Below are 21,194 nucleotides of genomic sequence, written 5' to 3'. Positions count from 1 at the left end.
GTTCAGGATGCGGGGGCTTAGAATCGAAATAAGGCGGGCCGGGAAGCATTCCCACGCACAGCATGGGAACGAGATGAAAACATTCCCACGCACAGCATGGGAACGAGGGCAAGGAGAGGCGGCATGAAAAAGGGATTAAGCGGTTGGGTGGAAATAGCCAGGGGGGGAACTCACCGGGACAGCAAAGGCCGGGAGCAGGACGTGAACAAGCTCATCGAAAAGGCCGTGGCCTCTTTTGACCTGGCCGAACACGAGCCGCCCATCGTGTGCGGGCATCCCAAGACCAACGCCCCGGCTTTCGGCTGGGTGTCCGCCCTGCGGGCTGTGGACAAAAACGGAGCCAAGATCCTGGAGGCGACATTCAACCAGGTGCAGCCCGAGTTCGCCGACCTGGTGGAAAAGGGCCTGTACAAAAAACGCTCGGCTTCCTTTTACCCGGACGGCTCCTTAAAGCACGTGGGCTTTTTGGGCGCCGTTCCCCCGGCAATCAAGGGGCTCAAAAATATCGAGTTTTCCGGGGATCAGGAATCCATAACCATTGAATTCGGCCAGGAGATCGACTCGTACAAAATGAAGTCCCTGGCAAGGATTTTTAGAAGATTGCGCGAATGGATCATCGAAAAGGAAGGCAAGGACGCCGCAGACGGCATCGTTCCCGAATGGGAAATCGAGGAAGTGCTTGCATCCCCTCTTGATGAACCGATGTTTTCAGACCCCACTAACACAGGAGGCAAGGCCATGAGTTGGAAAGACAAAGTAAAAGAGGCTTTCGGCAAAGCGGTTGACGACATGCCCGAAGGCGAACCCGCAGGAACCGCAGTCAGCTTTTCGGAAGCGGACATTAACCAGGCCCGAAAGGAAGCGGCCGACAAGGCGGCCAAGGAAGCCCGCGAACAGGCGGAGGCGGAATTCGCGGAACAACAGGCCAAGGAGGCCAAGGAAACCCGCAAAAAGGCAATCGCCGCATTTGTGGAAGCCGGGATCAAGGACGGAACCATCGCCCCGGCATGGAAAGACGCTGGCATCCAGGAATTCATGGAAGGGCTGGACGCCGGAACCGAGATCGAGTTCGCCGAAGGCCAGGCCAAGCAAACCCCGGCTGATTGGTTCCAGGGGTTTCTCGCGGATCTGCCCAAGCTCATCGACTTCTCCGAAATCGCCGGGCCGGACAAGGATGTGCATCCGGGCGGCGATGACGAAAAGATCGCGGCCATGGCCAGGAAGCGGGCCAAGGAAGATGGAATCTCCTTTAGCGAGGCCCTGCTGGAAGTCGCCAAGGAAAACCCCGGGCTGGTCAAATAAGTCCGCCCTAAAACTTGCAAACACGGAGGTGAATTATGGCAGGCGTACAATCCAAACCGGCAGGAACCATAAGCAGGCCAGCGGCCCGGGATCTTTCCGACAATCAGTATCACGCGGCCGCCATCGCAAGCGACGAAGAGTTCGACTACGGCGATTCTTCGGCCGGGACCACGGTCCTGGGCGTCTTGCAAAACGCTCCCGAAGCCCAGGGCGAAGTCGCCGAAATCGCGACCGAAGGCACCAGCCTGCTTGTGGTGGACGGAAACAGCGTGAACATCGCCGCAGGCGATCCCCTGGGCTCCAACAGCAACTACCATGGCGTCAAGGTGACCACGGACAACGCGCAGTATTTCTGCATCGCCCTGGAGCCCTCCACGGCGGACGGCGACCTGATCGAAGTCAAGCTGCTTGGGCCTCGTTACCTGGGCGTTGACGCAGAATAACCACCTACTGACCCAATAAAAGGAGGCGAACTATGCCAGCAGTGCAAAACGTCCATGTCGATTCGGTATTATCCAACGTCGCCGTGGAATACAGAAACAGAAAGTTCATCGCGGACGGGGTTTGTCCCATGGTGTTGGTGCCCAAGAAAAGCGACAAGTATTTTGTCTATGACAAAAAGGATCGCTTCACCCCGGCCAAGACCGATCGCGGCCCCAAGGATTCCGCCAATGAAGTGGATTGGAACGTGTCTCAGGCGGAATACTCCTGCAACGATAAGGCCCTTAAGAGCTTTCTCCCGGACTCCGTGGTGGCCAACTCCGACATGCCCTTAAGGCCCAGGACCAAAACCACGGAAACCGTGACGGACCTCATCCTGTTGGATCGCGAGATCCGGGTGAAGAACTTCGCCACCACGGCGGCCAATTTCGGCGCCGCATACAAGATCACCCTTTCCGGCACGAGCCAGCTCAGCGACTACGATAACTCCGACCCCATCGGCGTGATCGATACGGGTAAGTCCGCTTGTTTTTACGAACCCAACACCATGATCCTGAGCAAGCCCGGATACGACGTGCTTAAACGCCATCCCCAGCTTTTGGACTTCGTCAAGGGCGGCGCCACCAGCAGCGCACCGGCCCAGGTTACCATCGACGTCATGAAGGAAATCTTCGGGGTGGAACACATCCACATCGGCGCGGCCAAATACAACACGGCCAATAAAAAACAGGCGGCCAGCTTCAGCTACGTCTGGCCCAAGTCCATTGTGCTGGCTTACATTGATCCCAATGCGGAGCTGGAAGGCGTCTCCTGGAGCAAGTCTTTCGTCTGGAAGCAGATGGCGGCGCCCCAGGGATACAAAGTCCGCACCTGGCGGGATGAGGATCGCGGCGGCGGCGGCGAAGTGATCGAGGTCGAAACCAGCATCGTGGAAAAGGCCGTGTGCTCCGACATGGCTTACCTGATCAGCGAGGCGTTCGGATAATGGCCTACTCCACCCAAACGGACATTGAAAAACAGTTGGATCAGGACATCCTGATCCAACTGACCGACGACGACGATTCCGGGGCCGTGGACGCCGTGGTTCTGGCAGGGGCGATCGCGGACGCGGATTCGGAAATCGATTCGTACTGCGGCACACGCTACGACATCCCGCTGTCGCCGGCGCCGGGGATGATCCGCAAAATCAGCGTGGACATCGCCATATACAACCTGTACGGCCGCCGCTCCATGGGGCCGCCCGAAAACGTGGAAAAACGCTACAACAACGCCGTGCGGTTTTTGCGGGATGTTTCGTCCGGCAAGGTCACGCTGGGCGCCAGCGCGCCGGAGCCGCAATCGTCAAGCGGGCCTCAGTCCACAACCGATAAAGACGATCGCGTTTTTACCGCGACCACCTTGGCGAATTTTTAACTGATTTCTTGGGAGAGGGCCTTTTTTGAAAAAAAGCCCCCCTCCCAAACCCTCCCCCCAAAAAACTTTAAATAGGGGGGTATCGGCTAAAGCAACCTGGGAGACGGCCCAGTTTAAAAAGTTTTTGAAGGGGGTCCGGGGGAAACTTTTTTCAAAAAGTTCCCCCCGGGAATAATCGCTTATGAAATCTCTTTTAACAGCGGTTCAAACAGCCTTAAAGGCCGGATTAACGGACGTCCGGGACCGGGATATTTTTATAGCGCCGTTTGAATTGTACCTGCCCGAAGCGGCCAAAAGCCCGGCCATCGGGATTAAGGACCATGGATCGCGCCGCAGGGAGCTTTCGGGAAACATGGTGGAGGTGGCCCGGGCCGTGATGGTTATCCCGTGGGTGCGTGTGATCGACCCGGAAAAAGCCGTCATGGGCTCCGGGGGCGTTTTGGCTTTGTCCGGATTGATTCAGGCATTGCTGGATGAAAACCGCCTGAGCCTGGCTAATTGCATCGACGGCTTTTGCCCCAACGACTCGCCCAGCGAAATGGCGTTTACCAAAACCGCCCAATGGCAAAGGCAGGAACTTATATTTACCTATACTTTTGAGGAGGAAAGGCCATGAGATCATCGAGGGCCAGACATAATGCAATCGCCGTGAGTGCGGCCAACGCGGAAACCGCCATCAACACCGAGCAAACCTTGGACCTGGCTCTGTTGTGCGGCCTGGATAATGTGATCAACCTGACTCCGCGCAGGGAGAGCAACGCGGAGGAGCTCACGGGCAAGGAGGAGCCGGACACCATTTACGACCTGGGCCGGACCGCCGAAGCGACGTTCACATTTCCCAAGGCCCAGCCCCAGCATTTCGCCTTTTTGTGCGCCTACGGCCTGGGCGTGTGCGCTTCGGCTGCGGCCGGGACCGGCTATCAGCACACCATCACGCCCATTGATAACGACCTGGACGGCGCCCGTAGCAACCCCTCTTTCACAGGGGCCGAGAAGTTCGCAGGCGTTTTAAAGCGCCGGTTCGCCTCCCTGTTTGTGGAGTCCATCACCGCCAATTTTTCGGCGGATTCCTGGGTCAGCATCAACGCGGACCTGGTGGGGACGGGCAAGGCCACGGACAACGTGATCCAGGAAACAATAGAAGCCCTGGACAACGCCGAAAGCCTGACCCTGGCCGCCAACGGCGTGCACGGCTCTTCGGCCCAGGATCGCCTGGACAACGTCCACCAGATCAAGGTGGAGCTGGATACGGGCGAATGGACCGAGGTGGAATTCTCCGCCGTGTCCGATGCCACCCCGGCCGTGATTACCATCACCGATCCGGGCGGCGCAGGCGCCACGGTCAATTACAAGGTGCTGTACGTGCCCACCGAGGCCGGTTGGTGCACCTTCCCATCCCGGGTGTCTGAATCCCCGCTTCGGGTGTCTCAGCTTGCCGTGGTCATAGGCGGCGCATGGGACGGCTCCGCATTCCAGGGAGGCCGCACCCTGGACGCCGAAATCAACTCCATTGAATGGTCCCTGCAAAACAACCTGGCCGTGGAATTCGTGCCGGGCGCGGCGGACGCCTACGCCTCCCGGGCTTTCCGGGAAGGCCGCACCCAGGCCGTCAAGCTGGATAGGGAATTCCGGGAATACATAGTCCAGCAATACATGGACGCAAACGAAACCATCGGCCTGCATCTGCTTTGCCAGGGCGATGTTTACGACGATCCCCACAAGTTTCAGGTGGAGCTGATCTTTCCCAGGCTGGGAGTGCTTTCGGCGCCCCTGAACGTCAACGGCAAACGCATGGCCGAAGCTGGCGACCTGACCGTGCTTGAAGACGACACGTATGGCTCCGTGATCGTCAAAGTCAAAAACCTGCAATCCGGCTACGCCGCGTAGGAGCGGGAAAAGATTCTTGGGGGAACCCTTTCTTTTGAAGGGAAAAAAGAAAGGGTTCCCCCAAACCCCCTCCCAAAGAAAACCCCGAATGGGAGGAGGGGCCGAAACGACGACACAATTTAACGTAGGGGCATGGTTTTCATGCCCAATGAACAAAAACGAAAGGATGGAGAAAATGGCAAGAGTATTCAGCGACGAACCCAATAAACTGACCCTTCAGGACAACGTTTCCAACTCGAAAATCGTCCTGTTCTATCGCAACCCCACCACCGCGGAGCGGGCCGCGTACCAAAACGAGACGGTCCGCCGCAAGGGCAAAAAAGTGGAGGTGCGGATCTCCCAGGCCCGGCTGAAATACGGCGAAAAGATCCTGGTGGGCTTCCGGGACGGCGACTTCGCCCGGGAAGAAAATGGAAAAGCGGTTCCCATGGCCAGCTATCCCTCGTCTCCCAATTACGTTGAGGACTGGAAAGACCAGGTCATGAAAAACGCCGCCGATCTGGTCATGCTGTTGGCCGGGCATGTGTTCGACTCTTCCGCCGAAGTGGAGGAAGACGACGAACCCGAAATCGGTGAGGACGCGGAAAAAAACTGAGCGACGACCTGGCCGCGATCCGCGCCGGGATATGCGGCCAGGCGGAGGAAGCCAAGTGCCGGGCCGAATTCGGCGATCATCTTTCCTGGGCCTGCGGCAAATGCCACAAGGCCCGGGAAGAAGACCTTCACCCGTACACGCAAAAACTCTTTAGAATCCGCGCCCTGCAAAAGGCCGGATATCCGTTCAGGGCCAACGACTTGACCTTGGAAGAATGGCTTGACCTGGCGGTGATTGAAGTATGGATCAACTCGTCTCCCCCTAAGACGACATGATTTAAAGTCTTTTGAAGGGGGAGCGCGAGGGACAATAAATTGTCATTAAATGGGGAAATCATTTTTGGCGAATGACATTGAGAGGCCGCACAAGCTGAACCGATAAGATGCCGCTCAGCGGCCTTTTTTTCAGAAAAGTGTCCCTCTCGCAAAAGCCTTTAAGGGTTTTGATATGGCAAACGAAGCCACCCTAAAAATTGAGATCGGCGTGGATGATAAGGGCTCCCCGGTTATCACCAAGTTTGGGGATGCCGTGGAGAAGTCCTCCAAAAAGTCCCGGCGCACCCTGGGCCTGTTGAACAAGGATGTCGGCGGGCTTATCAAAAAGCTGATCAACCTTCGCAACATCGCCATAGTGGCATTTGTCGGGTGGGGCCTGGCGGCCTTGTCCGGGCAGCTTATCAGCGTGGCCGACAGCATGGAGCAGTTGCAAATGTCCCTGGACACAATCACCCAGGGGCACGGCCAGGAGTGGTTTGACGCCCTCAATTCCTGGGCCATGACCATGCCGGTCAACACCCAAAAGGCCATTGAGTCTTTCAAGATGATGCGGGCCATGGGCTTGGAACCGACCATCGACCAGATGACCACGCTGGTGGACACCATGTCCGCCATAGGAGGCGGCGAGGAAGCCCTGGAAGGCATAGCCCGCGCCCTTGGCCAGATCCAGACCAAGGGCAAGGCATCGGCCGAAGAAATCATGCAGCTGGCCGAAAGGGGCGTGCCTGCGTATCAGATCCTTGGGGAAAAGCTGGGCCTGACCGGGGAGCAATTGGGCGATTTGGGCAATCAGGGCGTCACGGCCAATCAGGCCATATCGGCTTTGCTGGAAGGCATGAACGAACGCTTTGGCGGCATGTCCGAAAAGCTGCAATACGCCTGGGTGGGCATCATGGAAAGCCTGAAGGCCTACTGGAAAGAGTTTGAAAGGCTTGTCATGGGCTCCGGCGCCTTTACCGTGCTGAAGGAAACCCTGGGCAAGATCCGCGATTACATCGGCGAGATGTACAACGACGGCCGCCTGGCCGAATGGGCCGCCAAAACCGGGGCCGTCATCGCCACGACCATCACCAAGATCATCACTGCCATCGGTTACATCCCGGCCGCCTGGTATGCAGTCAAGGAGTCCATCTTCACGGCGCTGGCGGGCGTCACGGCCTTCGGCCAAGCTGTTTTACAGGCCGGGAAGTTTATGACCGACAAATCCCCGTTTTTCAAGGTGGTAAACGCAATCATCGACAAGATAGGCAATTTTCTGGGGATGGATATCAACCCCAAAAAATGGCTCGATACGGCCATCGACGGCCTGGAGTATTTCGGTTCGGCCATGTTTTCAAGCGCCGATGAAGCGGGCAAGGCCTCTGAAAAGTGGATGGACTTTGGCATTATGGTGGAAGGCTTCACCGATGATCTGCAACGAAAAATCAATGCCGCCGCCGACCAAATAGCCCAATCCGGAGATAAAGCCGCAAGCAATATCGGCCATAACAACGTCATTATCGCCCAATCCGTCCAGGGCGCTTCCGAAGATATGGTGAAAGCCATATTAAAAACCGCCGAAGCCGATCTGGCGGCAGTCAATAAACGCCTTTCGGCTTATCAGTCTTTTTACTCTCAAGTCACGGCCATGAGCGAACGGGCTAAGGAGCAACAGGCCCAACACATCCAGGAGTTGATGGCCCTGGAAAAGGCCCGGGCAAGCGCCAGCAAGCAAACCGGCGCTTTGGTTCAAGGCCTTGCCGAAACCGCCATGGACCCCATGGAAAAGTACGAGTCCAGGAGGTCCGCGTTAAATCAGCAATTCGCGGAGGCCATGCGCCTGTCAGGGCAAGAGCAAGTGGAAGCCCTGCAAGCCTATCAACAGGCGGTTTCCTCCCTGGCCATGGAGTTTTCCCAGGGCGTGACCCAAACCACGGTTTCCTGGGGCCGGGCAACTGAGCAAACCGTCGTATCCTCCAAGGACGTGATTTCGGCGGCCGTTTCCGACATCGAACGGGCCGGGGCGATTATCGACCGCACCTTCCGGGATATGGAGTCGGCCAAGGCCCGGCAAATTCAGGCGGATCAGGCCTGGGCCGATTCCCTGGCCTCCACGGCCCAGGAGGCGGCCATGGAGATTGAATATCTCTCCAATCTGGCTGCCAGCCTGGCCGAACAAATCGAGGCCATGGAAACGGAGATCGAAATCCGGGGCAAGGACGCGGCCACCCCGGTCATTGACATGATCCAAAAGGAGCTGGACGCCCTCCACGACAAAACCGTGACCATCACCACGATTCACAAGGACGTTTACACGGGCGAGGCCTCCACGCCGGACCCGAATTCCATCATGGGCTCTTACGCCAGCGGGACGCGGTTTGTGCCTCAGACGGGCCTGTATGTGCTGCATAAGGGCGAGGAAGTCAGGACCAAAAACCAGGCCCAGGCGCAGGGAGGCAGCGTTTCCATCGGGGACATTGTCATCAACATGCCGCAAGGCTCGAAATTGGATTCCCCCGAGGATATGCGGTCTCTTGCCCGCAATGTCCTGGGGCCTGAGTTGGTGCGGCTTAATCTGTTTAAGAGGGCTTAATAAGGACGCCTCCCATGCTCACACGATTTAAAAAGTTTTTTGGAAAGGGGGTGTGGGGGAAAATCCTTTTGTTCACAAAAGGTTGTCCCCCGCAAAATATCTTTAAAAGGTTGTTAAACCGGCTTTTAAACAGGAGGCAGGCCGTGGCAAACATCATCTTCACCAAGGATTCGGACACATTCACATTTAGCCAGGCCCGTGCGCTTCCGGCCCATGATCCGGTATCCGTAAACGTGGTCACGGGCTACACCGAAGGCATGCAGCTTTACGCTTACGACAAGGGCGTGGTGGAACAGGAATTCCAGCTTGTCTTCACCCGGTTGACCCAGACGGACTTTGAGAACTTCACCGACTGGCTCCAAAACATCGCCGTAGGCCCCAAGAACACCTTTACTTTCACGGATGAGGACGGGGACGATCACACGGTCCGGCTTATGGACGTGGAGAACCCGTTAAGCCTTGTGGCCAACACCTACTACAAGGGCACGATCACCCTTCGCGAGGAGGTTGCCTGATGCGCGATTTTAACACGGCATTCGACGCGGAAAGGGCCAAACGGGGGACGGCGCCCGTCAACCTGGTGGACTTTGATTTTGCAACGCCCTTGCTTGTTTCGGACCGGGATCTGGCCGTGTCCGTCGCTCTGGAATCGCCTACGGAGCAAGACTTCACGGAATTTGTTGAGGGGGACGATCCGGGCGTGCTCACGGTTGCGTCCGATTCCATCCAGATTGCTGTGCCCGCAAGCACCACATCCGAAAATGTCTATTGCTATTGCGACATGGGGGACGGAGCTTTTGGCCTTGCTGATTTCGTGCAACAGTCATCCTTTCGGGTGAACAGCGCCGATTCATTTCCACTTTCCTGGATGGGGATATGGGGCGTGGCCGATGAGGCGATGGATGGAACGAGTGGTATGTCATCCCTTAATGCTTCAATATACGCCGAAACCGCCTTGTACTCATTGACCGGGGTAGTGGTGAATTTAAAAGCCAAGGGCGATGGATGGAGCGTTAGTGACCAAACCACGGCCTTGCTCGCCGATGCAACCTACTATACAACCATCGCCTACAATTCGGCCTCCAAGGTTTTGACATTCGCCATCTATTCCGATTCCGCCCGGACCGTGCTTGTGGATACCCTGAGCGTCACGCTCTCGGCCGCGTTGTCCATGCGCTATTTATACGCGGTCGGCAGGGTCGGCACAGGGTATAGCCTCATGCACCCGTTTTCAGGATATGTGGGGCCTTTGACCATTGAAACCAGCACGATTTCCATATCCGGCCTGGTCACGGATTGGTCCTACGTGGATTCGGCCACGGACGCGGCCCGGGATCTGATTTCGCCGGTCACGGCGCCCGACCTGGAACTGACCCTGGCCAACACGGGGGATACGCCTTTTTCCAGCCTGTTTGATTCCGAGCCCGTGGAGTCCGTGCCGGTCACGATTTATCAGTGGTTCAAGGGCTTGGCCTGGGATGAAAAGGAAATCATCTTCCAGGGCTACGTCCGGGAGGTCACGGGATACAACTCCATGACATGCACCCTGCTTATCCAGGGCCTATGGGCCAAGTACGACCGTTTGATCGGCCGGGATCTGGCCGTCACCTACGACGACTTCCCCAACGCCGACCCCGACGCCATCGGCAAGATGCAGCCCATTGTTTACGGCGCCGTGGATAACCTGCCCTGCCTGGCCGTCAAGGCCGGGGCCATGTCCAACCTGCCTGGCGACGTGACCGCTTCGGCGACGTCCATCACCCTGTCAGACGCCAGCGTGTTTCCAACATCCGGAACCGTGCAAATCGACTCGGAGCAAATAACCTACACCGGCAAATCCGGCGATGCCCTGACCGGCTGCACCCGGGGAGCGAATAGCACGGACGCGTCCTTGCATGACGCCGGCGCCAGCGCCGCCCAGGTGCTTTCCCAATACGTTTATCTATTGGCCGGGCATCCGGTTAAAAGCATTGGCGACGTATTCGTGGACGGCGTCCGCCAGACATCCGGGTACACGGCTTACACAGGCCAGACAGGCGACGTGCTGACCGGCTACACCGGCAAGGCCGTGATCGCCTTTTCCGCCCTGCCCACGGTGGTGAAGCAGGTCAATCTTTCGGCGGACGTGGACGAAGGAAACCACTCCCACGAATCCTCCAGCTCCACCACGGTTTCCATCCCGGCCACCGGCTGGAGCGATTCATCGGGCAGTTGGAACAGCGAATCCAACGCCAAGGACGGGAATGAAAGCACCTACGCCTACAACAACGCCATGGACGAAAACGAGCCCCTGGGAATCACCTTTTCCCGCACTTCCCTGGGGACCGTGTCCAACCTGCGCGTTAAAATCGTGTATTCCACGGATATCAGCGAGGGCAGCAATTATCTGAAGGTGGGGATTGACGGCAGCTCCCGGCAATACCTTCCCGGCACGGGCGGCGTAGACAACGTTGCCACGGTTTACCGGAACTTTTCCCGGAACGATTGGGCGTTCACCGTGTACATCGACTGCGACGACCTGTTCCTCGGAAAAGCGACCCGCATTTACGAGGTGTCCGTGGAGGCAACCTACGGCATTGGCGTGATCGCATCCGCCGCCGAAGGGGTGCTTGTAACCTTGACCGGCAATTCCAGCGCCGACACCGTCATAGGCGGCCAGGTCACGGCAAACCTGGAAGGCTATCAAGACGACGCCTCCGGGACTTATACGGGAACGGCAAACGCCATCATCGAACGCCCGGACCACGTGTTCAAACATCTTTTAATGACCGGCCTGGGCATGGGCGCCGATTTGCTGGATGCGGCCGCATTCACGGAAGCCGGGACGTTTTTCAGCACAAACAGCTACGCTTTCGCCCTGGCCATTACCCGGACCGAACAGGCCGCCAGCCTCCTGGCCCGGCTGGCCTTTCAATGCCGGTCGTTCTTCCGGTTTACGCCCTACGGAACAGCCCGGCTTTTGCCGCGCCAGCTCGCCCAATCCGCCGATTTGGCCGTGGGAACTTCGGCCATTGTCCTGGATTCCCTTTCCATTTCCCGGACGCCAGTGGACATCCTCATCAACGCCTTCACCGTGCATTTTGACAAGGATCAGACGGCCGGGGGAAGCCAGGCTGGAGACTACCTGGACGCCGCGGCCTGCACGGACGCGGCTTCCATTTCCACCTACGGAGAACGCAACCCCACCCGGGAAGCGGACTTCTACTTTGATGCGGTCCGCGACGAAACCATGGCCGCCCACGTGGGCGCCTTTTACCTGGCCCAGCACAAACGGCCCCGGAAAATGCCCGACCTTTCCGTGTATTTGGACAACATGGAGGCGGAGCCGGGGGATTACATCGCCATCACCCACCCCCTGGACTCCATGAGCGGGTTCACGGCCGAAGTGCTCAAGACAACCCACTTCCTGGGATCGGCCAAGGCCAGGGAAATGGACCGGCTGGAAATCATCGCCATAGACAACGCAACATAGGAGGCTCGCATGCTTAATTTTCGCGATTACGATCCCATCACAATCAACCTGGAAGCCGGTGGCAGTTGGACCATGCCCAGCCCCATGGGCATGGGGCGCGGCGACGGCATCATCGGCGCGGAGCTGCACATCACAGGCGACGGCGAAGTGGCCGTGGACATCCTGGGCAGCATCGGCAAGACCAATTTCCGCATGGGCGAAGGAAAGATCTCCATGGCCACGGGCCTGACCGATGAGTCCGGGGAGGATGAGGACGGCGTGGTGCTTATCGAAAGCAACCAGGAGTGCATGCCCGTGGCGCCCGAAATCAAGCTGCGCCTGCGCGAAACGGGCGGCGACGCCGTGACCATTATCCTTTATGTAGGCGCACGGTAAGGAGGCGCCCATGCTATCAGGATTCAGCAAGTACAACGGTTTCGGGGGCTGGAAGCAGCAATACGCCGCCCGCATGACCGACTTTTCCACGGGCAAGATCCCCTACTGGCTGTCCGGCGCCGGCGCCTTTGTGGACGTCAACGGCCTGCATGTGCAGCCGTCGTTCTACTCGCCCGAGCAGGTGACGAACGGGACGTTTGCGGAAACGTCCACGGGGCCGGAGATCAATTCCGGCGATTTGACGTCCTATCTCGGGCACTACATGGAGATCCAGGGGAACGCGCCCATTGAGCTTGTGAGTAACGGCAATTTCGCCCTTACCAGCCTGGGATCGGAGATAACGTCCGGGGATCTGGCCGACTATGCAGGGCATTACGTGGAGATCGCTGCCCAGGATTCCGTGGATTTCACCTTGGCCGGGGCGCCGGATAATGCCGTGGGAACCCGGTTCATTGCGGACGGGACGTCGCTCACGTTATCCGCCACGGATTCCATTCAGGAGGCCTATTGGGATGATACAACGCTTTACGGTCGAGACGGTTCCAACTACGTCCAGCCCGGCGAGACGGGAGGCCTACGCTTAATCTCCGACAACACAAGCGCGGTGTATTTCAGAAAAGAAATCAGCGTTGTTGCCGGAACGGTACAAAGGTTGTTGGTAAATTGCACAATAGCCGCCGGGGACGTAAGGCTTGGGCTATATGACGTCACCAATTCACAAGATATCTCCGCCAGCGCAAATATGGGATGGTCAAGCGGTGATAATGAGCTTTGCTTTGTTGCGCCTGATGGATGTACGTCCATAAGAGTTTATTTCTACCGTGACAACACAGGCGCAACCGATATTACTTATACCGGCGTGAGCGTTCAACAGCAATCGCTTGGTGAGAACATCGTTCCCAATGGAGATTTTGAGGATGCTGGGATTGGCGGGGATGATGTTTTTGCAAATTTTGATGAGTATAAAAGCGATGGTGCTATAAACAATGAGGCAATCATTGTTTATAGCGGGAGTCATTCTTGCAAGTTGACAGCTGGAGTAAGTGTGGACACCAGGGTTGGGTCAGCGAATCGCACAGTAATTCCTGGCGCATCCTATATGATGTCTTTCTGGACTTGTGGGGATGGTTCTTATGGCGGGAGGTATTACATTTACAACAATATTGGTGGGACTTACATTGTAGGGGCTACAAGTACAGGTGTCAGTGATACTACCTGGACTAAAATTTCTTTTGTATTCACTATTCCCGATGGATGTACCCGCATTACACCCTATTTCAAATGCCCCTCGACAGAAGGCGGTAAAGCCTATTTCGACGAAGCCGCCATCCAGCAAATCCTCCCCCGCCCCGACTACACCGAGATGGGCGCCGCTTCCAACGAGATCGGAACCCGGTTTGTTTGCACGTCGAGCACTGCAACGGTCATTCCCGGCTACGAATTGAAGGAAGTTTCGTGGGATGGGTGGTTGATGTATCAGCGGGATGCGTCAAATTATGTTTTGCCTGGTGATTCAGGCGGCATAAGGATGGTTGGGTCAAGTGCAAACGTCAATATATATAAAACACTAACAACCGTTGCGGGCGGAGTATACAAGTTAGAAATAGATTGCTCTATAGATGCCGGAAGTGTCCGGCTTGAGATTAGCGACGGTATTTTGAGCGCAGTTGTCATGGATTGGACAACGGGGGTAAACTACTATTACTTTGTTGCTGTTGATACATCAACCCAAATAAAATTATGGCGCTACGGGGTGACCACCGACATCACGTACAGATCCATTTCCTGCAAGCAGCAAAGCCTTGGGGCTGTCAACCTGATTGAAACCAACCCAGGTTTTGAAACGGGGGACATTACAGGATGGCCAGGCGACGATGGCGATGGCAGTTACACCATCAGCGGCACATCCCATTATGGCGACTATGCACTCCAGTTGACCAGGGGCGGAGCAGCCAGCCCGTACAGATACCAAAACTTTGATGTCGAACCTGGAAAACATTACGCCGTTGGGTTTCACAATCGCAGCGATGGGACCGGGGTTGGATGGTGGGGGCTTTATGACCGCGCAAATTCTGAATATATCCAAACATCCATTGAAACAGGCATAACCGACACATCATATAAACCCGTTAATTTTTGTTTCACCGCCTCAGAAGGCTGCACGTCCGTTCGGCTTTTGTTCTGGGGGCCAGGCGTCGGCGACACATGGTACGATGACGCATGGGCGCGGGAGATCCTGGAAGGGGCGGAGTATATTCCAGATCCCCACTTTGACGATCCTACTGCATGGACCATCGGGGCTTCCTGGGATGTATCAGACGGCCGGGCCACGGTGACGGCTGGCGGCGGGGATCAGTATTTGGAAGTCGTGTCGCCTCCATCGTTCGACGGACTTTATCTTCTGGCTCAGGCCGGGGCCGTGTCCAATTTAAAGATCGGGCAGTCCACGTTATCCGCATTTGAGGGCGGCACGTTAATCACGCCATCGCAGTCCGTGTCAAAGCATTTCATGCCCACAAAGGGCTATGGGGCTGGATACATTCTATACGGGTATCAAGACCTGACCGATGGATACTTGGACTACGTATCGGTCAGGAAGCCTGAACAATCCTCGCTGTATTGCGTCACCCGAGCGCCGAACACGCGAATTCTCAAGGCGCCCATAACCGCGCTGGATGATGAGTTGTCAGGCCTGATTATGGCCCTGGATGATCCGGACGATCCTCAAAACTTCATTGCAGCCGTTATCGATGCTGCCGACGCCAATAGTCTTAAAGTCTATTCCGTGACCACCGCGTTAGGCTGGCGGCAGCCGATTATAGAATCCTCCATTTCCTACGTGGACGGAGGGATCATTCAGATCGAACGCGTGGGGAACGTCTATACCTTCTCCTACGGCGCGGATCTGGACAGCCTCGCCCAGGTTGGCACGGATCAGGAGATCATAAACGCAAACCTGGGGGATTGGCATGGATACATGGGCACCGGGCCCAACTCATACGCCAGCGGGCTTTATATCAGGTAAGGAGCGATCATGGAGACGAGCAAAGCACTATTTCGGGTTCTGGATGGCAGTAGGACCGATTTCACCCTTGCGGACGGATCGCAAGTCGAGTGCGGCCATTCCGCATCCAAGGCAGGCCCGGATCTTGTGTGGATCGAGGCCGCCCCGGAAGCCATCGCGGCCCTTGCCGCAGATCCGCGTTTTGAATTGATCGAAAATAAGGGGAACGTCCCATGGGAGGATTGCGAATGAAGAACCGGACCCTCGAAGCCATGGCGATCATCCTGGCCGTGGCAATCGGCTGCATGATGTGGGGCGGATGCGGCTCCACCAGGATTTATAAAACATGGTGCCGGAATGAGGCCCCGCGCAACGCCGATGTTGTCAACTATGCGACGGGCGAAACCGTGATGATCGCGGACGGCTACGACAAGGACGGCCGCCGCCATTGCCAAGCCGTTGTTGTGCGTGGCGGCAAATATATCCCGCTGCAATTCCGCGCCGGATACGTCTATGAAGGCTCGTGGGAAGTCTATAATTACCGGCTTTACACACCCGAAGCCTTTGAAAAGCTCAAAGACGGGTGGAGCAAACGGAATCTGGCCGTGAAAAAGGTGAAGTTGCCGGACCCAAAGTAAAAAACCCCGCCTCCCCTTATATATAAGGTAGGCGGGGCTCGCTTGATTAGGAGTAGGCGAAGGGGCGGCAACCCCTCCACCGACCCGATGCTGGAACATCGGATCACAGCAAAGCTGCTACTCCCGTTTGCCCGCGCGGGCCATACGGGTATAGCACAAGGAGGGGCACATGAACAGCCCGTTGGCTTACATTGGAGGCAAAAGCAAACTATCCCAAACCATCATCAGCATGATGCCGCAACATCACGCCTATTGTGAAGTCTTCGCCGGGGCAGCCTGGGTTTTATTCCGCAAGGAACCAAGCAAGTATGAAACCATCAACGACCTGGACAGCGACCTGATCGCCTTTTACAGGATACTGCAACACCACCTGGAAGAGTTTATAAGGCAGTTCAAGTGGCTGTTGTCTTCAAGGGAATGGTTCGAGGATTACAAAAGGCAACAGGATGCGGGCGGGCTCACGGAGATCCAGAGGGCCGCCCGGTATTATTATCTGCAACGGCTTTGCTTTGGAGGCAGGGTCAGGGCCAGGACGTTCGGAGGCGGACCATTACAGCGCCCAAGGATCAACCTGATCCGGTTTGAAGAAGAACTGTCAGAGGTCCACTTGAGGCTGGCCAGGGTTCAGATCGAGCATTTGCCGTGGCAGGACTTCGTCAAACGATACGACCGGCCCCAGACGTTCTTTTATCTGGACCCGCCCTACTACCTGGCGCCCTACTATAACCACAACCTGACCAAGCCCGACTATGTCGAAATGGCCGATATCCTGGCGGGCGTCAAGGGCAAGTTCCTGCTAAGCATCAATGATGCGCCCGAGATGCGGGATATATTCAAGGCCTTCAAGATCGGGACTGTGTCGCTCCAGTATTCGGTGTCTCAAAAGCAGTCCACCATCGGCAAAGAGCTGCTGATCAGGAATTTTTAGTAGGTTTGGAAGCGTCCTTCAACCAAGTTGAAAACCCCCTTTGAAAACCAATTCAAAGGGGGTTTAATGAATGGTAAAAGCGGGTTAAAAACTGTTTCACTTAGTCCCAAAAGTAGCGCAATTCAGTCCCAAATCTCGCGCGCGTTACCAATTTTCGCTCTCCAGTGACTGCCGATACATCTGCACCATGAGGGAGCCATTGTCGGTTCCTTGGTTGTCTTTAACAAAGCGAGTGTATACCTTGATGACCATCTCCAAATCGCGATGCCCCATGGTGTCGGCTATCCATCCTGGATCCTCTCCACAGCTAATAGCCATTGTAGCGAAGGTATGCCGGGTCTGTTTGAGTGCGCGAGGTTCCAACTTGGCCTTTTTTAAAGCTGGGCGCCATACTTGGTTGCGAAGATTATTCAATCTAATCGGGCAACCGGTTGGCGAACAAAAAAAGTACTCGCAATTCAAGACTTCCCATATCTTTTTTTGCCTTCTAAGCGCCTTAAGCATCGGCTCTGTCAGGTCGAAGGTTCTGCGGCTGTACTTGTTTTTTGTAGGACCCTCGACACGCTTTCCATCGGCATCCTTGGTGATGGCCCTACGGATGGAAATCCGCTGGCCTTCCCAGTCGATATCACTGGGCTTCAAGGCGATCTGCTCGCCTGGGCGCAATCCTGACCATATAGCGAATTCAAAGTAGGGCTGCCAATGAGGGGATAAAACCTTAAGCAGCTGCCTGATGTCCTTGAGCGAAAGCGGAACAACTTGGTCTCTGCGTCTGCCTTCTTCCAGTTTTTTAAAGCCATGGAACGGATTGTACAGTACTCCCCAGTTGTACTTAATGGCAGCCTGTTTGCATATCATCCTAAGTGGAATCAAATACTTGTTTACCGAAGCATTGGAGATATTTTTCCCTTTTAACTTCCGTTCTTTAGCCCAGGCCACGAATTCCTCAAGCACAACCGCATTCAGTTGCCCGAATGACATTTCCCCAAAATAAGGGATTATGTACAATTCCAGGTAGTTCTTATACTCGAAAAGCGTCCTCCCGCTGACGCGCCCGGTCGAGGCTTTAAGGCGATGCCATTCCCATGCGTAGTCTCGAATCAACAAATCGTGGGCTGTCATCTGACCGGTAAGATGCTTGATTTCGAGATTAGTGAAATACTCCGCTTTTTTACTTTCGGGAAATACTTCTGCAAAACGGAATGTGCCGTCATCGATGGCAAGCATAATGCGGTCAAGTTGCTTTCGCACTATTTTTGCATTTTGTTCAGACCAAGATAAGCCAGAGTTTTCCCTAACACGTTCACCAAAATATGGGAAATCCGCGTAAACCTTGCCGTGGACATTTCGTACGGAACCCTGTTTGTTCTTGTTCAATCCGGCTTTGCGAGCCGACCTCTTAGGCTTCGGCGTTTCCGCTATCGGAAACCTGAGAACCTGCGCTGAATTCGTGTGTAGTTCTCTCATTAAGTCATCCTTTCACATGCCACCTCCTTTCGCTGATTTCACCATGCTATTATACCAGAACTTGCCGCTGAAATCACCGTCGGAAGTTCTTTGGGTTAAATCTTGATGCGCCTTTGATGCGGGATAACTCTGGGGGACGATTTTGTTCCCTCGACAGTTTGTTTGCTTTGTTCAGATTCCTTTTTGGGGCCAGGTGCTTTATGGGTACTGCCATTGATAAGCCATTCCTGAATGGCTGCTCTTATAAAAAGGACTTTCTTCCGCGTGGGTTTGTAATAATGGCGGCCGAGAATAAACTCGCCTTTAGACACCTTGTTGTATACGGTTTGCTCTGCGTATCCTGTTAGCTTTGCCAGTTGTCTAACTGTCAGTAACTCTTCCAATTGCACCTCCTTGCTGCCTTTCGGAACGCCTGACACGACGATATGGGCTCTTATAAATTGAAAACCCGTGGGACGAACGCTTTGTTCGCCGCACGGGTTGTAGATGTTGCATATCCTGTTTTTAGGGATTGGTAGTTTCGCACCAATTCCGCTTCTAATTGCGCTAAGGGTGCCTCTTATATTTGGGCTTCCGTTTTCTGTCTTTAGCCATGTCCCGCCTTTTCTGCTTTTGTTGATTTCCAGACATCAAGGAGTAATTACGCCTTGGAATTTTTTCCATAGACGGAAGTTCCATCACATCGATGTAGTTTGGGGCAGCTAAACAGTAATTCACTAAATTCTTCATACACACCTCCATAAAAATGAAACCTTGATAAGTTTTCTTCGTGTCTGTAGTTGAACGGGTCTTTATGCGGGTAACGCAGTTACTATGAATGGTCGTACAAGTGGGGCCTCTCCATCGTTAGGCGTCAGTCTTTCGCCAAACTGTGCATTTAGGTCCACGGCGTCTTTTTCGTTTGTGTCTGTGTTCAAGGAAGAGCGGAGTGTGTTCGCCATTTTTCCTGCTCTTATCAATGGCGTTAATGATGGCGGTTTCCGCTGATCGCTTACGCTTTTTCCATATCGTCGGGTAACTTTTTCCAAATCCTAAGATTTCGACAATAGGGAAAGAACTCTGAGCTATTTGCTCAACAACTTGTTCACCTTTACTGGGCATAGGGTTCCTTTTAATAGAACCTTTATGGCAGTGTGCATTTTTCGACTTTGACATGATATAGTCCTCCTGTTATCCTAAATCGTTGCCTCTCCGTTGCATAAGGGGGCAGATGGAATGGGTCTTAATCAAGACACCTATTGTTGATTTGTATACAGTCGTACCCGATATTAGAGCAAGGAACTTAAATGCTACTTTAGAACCTTAATGCTACCCTAATCATTTTTTGGATGGATGATGCCTAGAACACCGATGCCAGGTCCATCGGACCCAAAAGAGTGGGCTCTTTTAGGAGCCAAGTTACGAATTATCAGAGAAGAGTGCAATTACACCTCCCGCCGCGAGGCTGTACAGGAACCGCTATGGCAAAAGCTAACAACTAGCCCCAAGTATCTGGAAGGTCTGGAAAACGGACGTCGAAAATTTACAGATGAGAAAATTCAGATTTTAATCAATGATTTTGGGATCCCCGAAGAATGGCTAAAAAAAGCAGTATCGGAAAAAGATTTTAAAATTGAAATTGAGCAAAATAAAGGGCTGTTTGAGCACTTGAACAAGGGCATCATGCCCGCGGACAAAGAAGGTGAGATCAGGCGTTATGGAATTGTCAACAAAATAGCCAAACAAGTGTTAGATACAAAAGATGTCTCTGAAAACATCCTTGAGGAGATACAAAAACTATTGATGTTGTTAGAAAAATCTACTCAATCTAAGTCGGGTGAAGAACAAATAGAGCAAGCCCTCAATTCACTACGCGGAAGAGTTTTCTATGAGTACATGACGCGAGGGAATGCAAACGGAAGAATGCTAAAATACTTAAAAAAGTTTCAGGTTCCAAAAACTCATTTTGATAAGATATCCCATATGTTGTTAGGATTTAAGTTTCTCGAAAAAAAGCAAGATGCTTGGAAACATGCTTTAAGACATTTTGAAAGGGCTATGGAAATATCTCCTGACGACCCGGTTCCTCCATATTTTATTGCGGCACTGTTTGGAAGAATACGGAAATATTCCGATGCGATAAAATATTACTCCATAGCCATAGATGCTGACATGACGTTTGAACTTGCGTATATTGGTAGAAAAAATACTTACCTAATTATGGCTGAAACGGAAAAGGCAAAAGCTGATGAAGAGAAAGTGAAGGAATTAGTTGGCGACATTGGATGCTTTTATGTGATAGATCAAGAGGTTGCAATAAAAACGAATTATGAGGTAGAACTGTATCCAGATTTTTATCTATGGGATGAAGATTTCGAGGATTACTGGAATCCTGATAAAACCCTGGATTTAATGACTAATAATTCGGATGAGAGTAGTTAGGTTTTTTCTTAACCTTGAGTCATAACAAATAGATGAGGTGTTCTAATGTTTAAAGGACTTGCGTTATTGGCAAGTTTAGCGTCGACTTCTTTGGGAATTCTTGTTGTAGTTGGAATCGGCTATGTGATCTATGACGCCTGTATTAAAGAGTCCGGCAGGCCTTATGTGGATTATCATAGTAGATTCTCAGATACATCGGAACCTGCTGGCGAGAATTGCAGACCGAATTCTCCTTGGGTGGTGTGTTCTGCTCATTGAGCACCTTCATATGAAGGTTAATGTGAGTTTTTGGGAGATTAAAATCTCTTGCAGGAAGGGTATACTGTATAGGTAAAATTATCTCCTTGGGTGATGAAATCTACAAAAAAATAGAGGGTTATTGGAGTGCCCGCTCCGTTTGGAAC

19 protein-coding genes are annotated in these 21,194 nt (G+C 54.1%); 16 read left to right on the top strand and 3 right to left on the bottom strand.

Going from position 1 to position 21,194, the window contains the following annotated elements; translation table 11 throughout:
* Positions 1 to 123: 123 nt before the first annotated feature.
* From G491_RS0111235 to G491_RS0111160, 15 genes are all read left to right on the top strand, one after another.
* On the top strand, positions 124 to 1,302 hold the full coding sequence (locus G491_RS0111235) for a hypothetical protein (RefSeq protein ID WP_028314678.1): 1,179 nt from the start codon (positions 124 to 126) through the stop codon (positions 1,300 to 1,302).
* A gap of 35 nt (positions 1,303 to 1,337) precedes the next feature.
* Positions 1,338 to 1,745, top strand: coding sequence for a DUF2190 family protein (locus tag G491_RS0111230; RefSeq protein WP_028314677.1), 408 nt, complete (start codon positions 1,338 to 1,340; stop codon positions 1,743 to 1,745).
* Positions 1,746 to 1,777: 32 nt separating this feature from the next.
* Positions 1,778 to 2,728, top strand: a complete 951-nt coding sequence (locus G491_RS0111225) for a hypothetical protein (protein WP_028314676.1) — start codon at positions 1,778 to 1,780, stop codon at positions 2,726 to 2,728.
* On the top strand, positions 2,728 to 3,156 hold the full coding sequence (locus tag G491_RS30395) for a gp436 family protein (RefSeq protein WP_051327183.1): 429 nt from the start codon (positions 2,728 to 2,730) through the stop codon (positions 3,154 to 3,156). The genes G491_RS0111225 and G491_RS30395 overlap by 1 nt, the downstream gene beginning before the upstream one ends.
* A 181-nt stretch (positions 3,157 to 3,337) precedes the next feature.
* Positions 3,338 to 3,772: a hypothetical protein gene (locus G491_RS0111210; RefSeq protein ID WP_028314675.1), complete on the top strand. Its 435-nt coding sequence runs from the start codon at positions 3,338 to 3,340 to the stop codon at positions 3,770 to 3,772.
* Positions 3,769 to 5,043 carry a hypothetical protein gene (locus tag G491_RS0111205; RefSeq protein WP_028314674.1) on the top strand — a complete coding sequence of 425 codons (1,275 nt, stop codon included), beginning with the start codon at positions 3,769 to 3,771 and terminating at the stop codon, positions 5,041 to 5,043. The genes G491_RS0111210 and G491_RS0111205 overlap by 4 nt, the downstream gene beginning before the upstream one ends.
* 175 nt (positions 5,044 to 5,218) lie before the next feature.
* On the top strand, positions 5,219 to 5,638 hold the full coding sequence (locus G491_RS0111200; protein WP_157468230.1) for a hypothetical protein: 420 nt from the start codon (positions 5,219 to 5,221) through the stop codon (positions 5,636 to 5,638).
* A 447-nt stretch (positions 5,639 to 6,085) separates the two neighbouring features.
* On the top strand, positions 6,086 to 8,485 hold the full coding sequence (locus G491_RS0111195; RefSeq protein ID WP_028314672.1) for a tape measure protein: 2,400 nt from the start codon (positions 6,086 to 6,088) through the stop codon (positions 8,483 to 8,485).
* 143 nt (positions 8,486 to 8,628) lie between these two features.
* Complete coding sequence (locus G491_RS0111190; protein WP_157468227.1) at positions 8,629 to 9,000, top strand: hypothetical protein; 372 nt, start codon at positions 8,629 to 8,631, stop codon at positions 8,998 to 9,000.
* Positions 9,000 to 11,957 carry a hypothetical protein gene (locus G491_RS0111185; RefSeq protein WP_028314670.1) on the top strand — a complete coding sequence of 986 codons (2,958 nt, stop codon included), beginning with the start codon at positions 9,000 to 9,002 and terminating at the stop codon, positions 11,955 to 11,957. Before G491_RS0111190 ends, G491_RS0111185 begins: the two co-directional genes overlap by 1 nt.
* Positions 11,958 to 11,966: 9 nt before the next feature.
* Positions 11,967 to 12,332 carry a hypothetical protein gene (locus G491_RS0111180; RefSeq protein ID WP_028314669.1) on the top strand — a complete coding sequence of 122 codons (366 nt, stop codon included), beginning with the start codon at positions 11,967 to 11,969 and terminating at the stop codon, positions 12,330 to 12,332.
* A 10-nt stretch (positions 12,333 to 12,342) separates the two neighbouring features.
* Positions 12,343 to 15,357 carry a carbohydrate binding domain-containing protein gene (locus tag G491_RS0111175; protein ID WP_028314668.1) on the top strand — a complete coding sequence of 1,005 codons (3,015 nt, stop codon included), beginning with the start codon at positions 12,343 to 12,345 and terminating at the stop codon, positions 15,355 to 15,357.
* 9 nt (positions 15,358 to 15,366) lie between these two features.
* A complete protein-coding gene (locus G491_RS0111170; RefSeq protein WP_028314667.1) occupies positions 15,367 to 15,588 on the top strand; it encodes a hypothetical protein in 222 nt (73 codons plus the stop codon).
* On the top strand, positions 15,585 to 15,974 hold the full coding sequence (locus G491_RS0111165; protein WP_028314666.1) for a hypothetical protein: 390 nt from the start codon (positions 15,585 to 15,587) through the stop codon (positions 15,972 to 15,974). Before G491_RS0111170 ends, G491_RS0111165 begins: the two co-directional genes overlap by 4 nt.
* Before the next feature lie 169 nt (positions 15,975 to 16,143).
* Positions 16,144 to 16,902 carry a DNA adenine methylase gene (locus G491_RS0111160; RefSeq protein WP_028314665.1) on the top strand — a complete coding sequence of 253 codons (759 nt, stop codon included), beginning with the start codon at positions 16,144 to 16,146 and terminating at the stop codon, positions 16,900 to 16,902.
* A 144-nt stretch (positions 16,903 to 17,046) separates the two neighbouring features.
* On the opposite strand, the gene G491_RS0111155 is transcribed toward G491_RS0111160, so the two are convergent.
* From G491_RS0111155 to G491_RS0111140, 3 genes are all read right to left on the bottom strand, one after another.
* Complete coding sequence (locus G491_RS0111155) at positions 17,047 to 18,369, bottom strand: Arm DNA-binding domain-containing protein (RefSeq protein ID WP_028314664.1); 1,323 nt, start codon at positions 18,367 to 18,369, stop codon at positions 17,047 to 17,049.
* Between the two features lie 95 nt (positions 18,370 to 18,464).
* Entirely contained in the window at positions 18,465 to 18,752 is a 288-nt protein-coding gene (locus G491_RS35865; protein ID WP_028314663.1) for a helix-turn-helix transcriptional regulator, read from the bottom strand.
* A 463-nt stretch (positions 18,753 to 19,215) separates the two neighbouring features.
* On the bottom strand, positions 19,216 to 19,524 hold the full coding sequence (locus G491_RS0111140; protein ID WP_028314661.1) for a hypothetical protein: 309 nt from the start codon (positions 19,522 to 19,524) through the stop codon (positions 19,216 to 19,218).
* Positions 19,525 to 19,701: 177 nt separating this feature from the next.
* Here G491_RS0111140 and G491_RS0111135 point away from each other — a divergent pair, with 177 nt between their 5' ends.
* A complete protein-coding gene (locus G491_RS0111135; protein ID WP_157468221.1) occupies positions 19,702 to 20,790 on the top strand; it encodes a helix-turn-helix domain-containing protein in 1,089 nt (362 codons plus the stop codon).
* The last annotated feature ends 404 nt before the right edge of the window (positions 20,791 to 21,194 follow it).

It is taken from the genome of Desulfatibacillum aliphaticivorans DSM 15576 (genome assembly GCF_000429905.1).
GTDB classification, from domain to species: domain Bacteria; phylum Desulfobacterota; class Desulfobacteria; order Desulfobacterales; family Desulfatibacillaceae; genus Desulfatibacillum; species Desulfatibacillum aliphaticivorans.
Note: the sequence above shows the minus strand (reverse complement) of the source record. Positions and strands in the feature narration are given on the sequence as shown.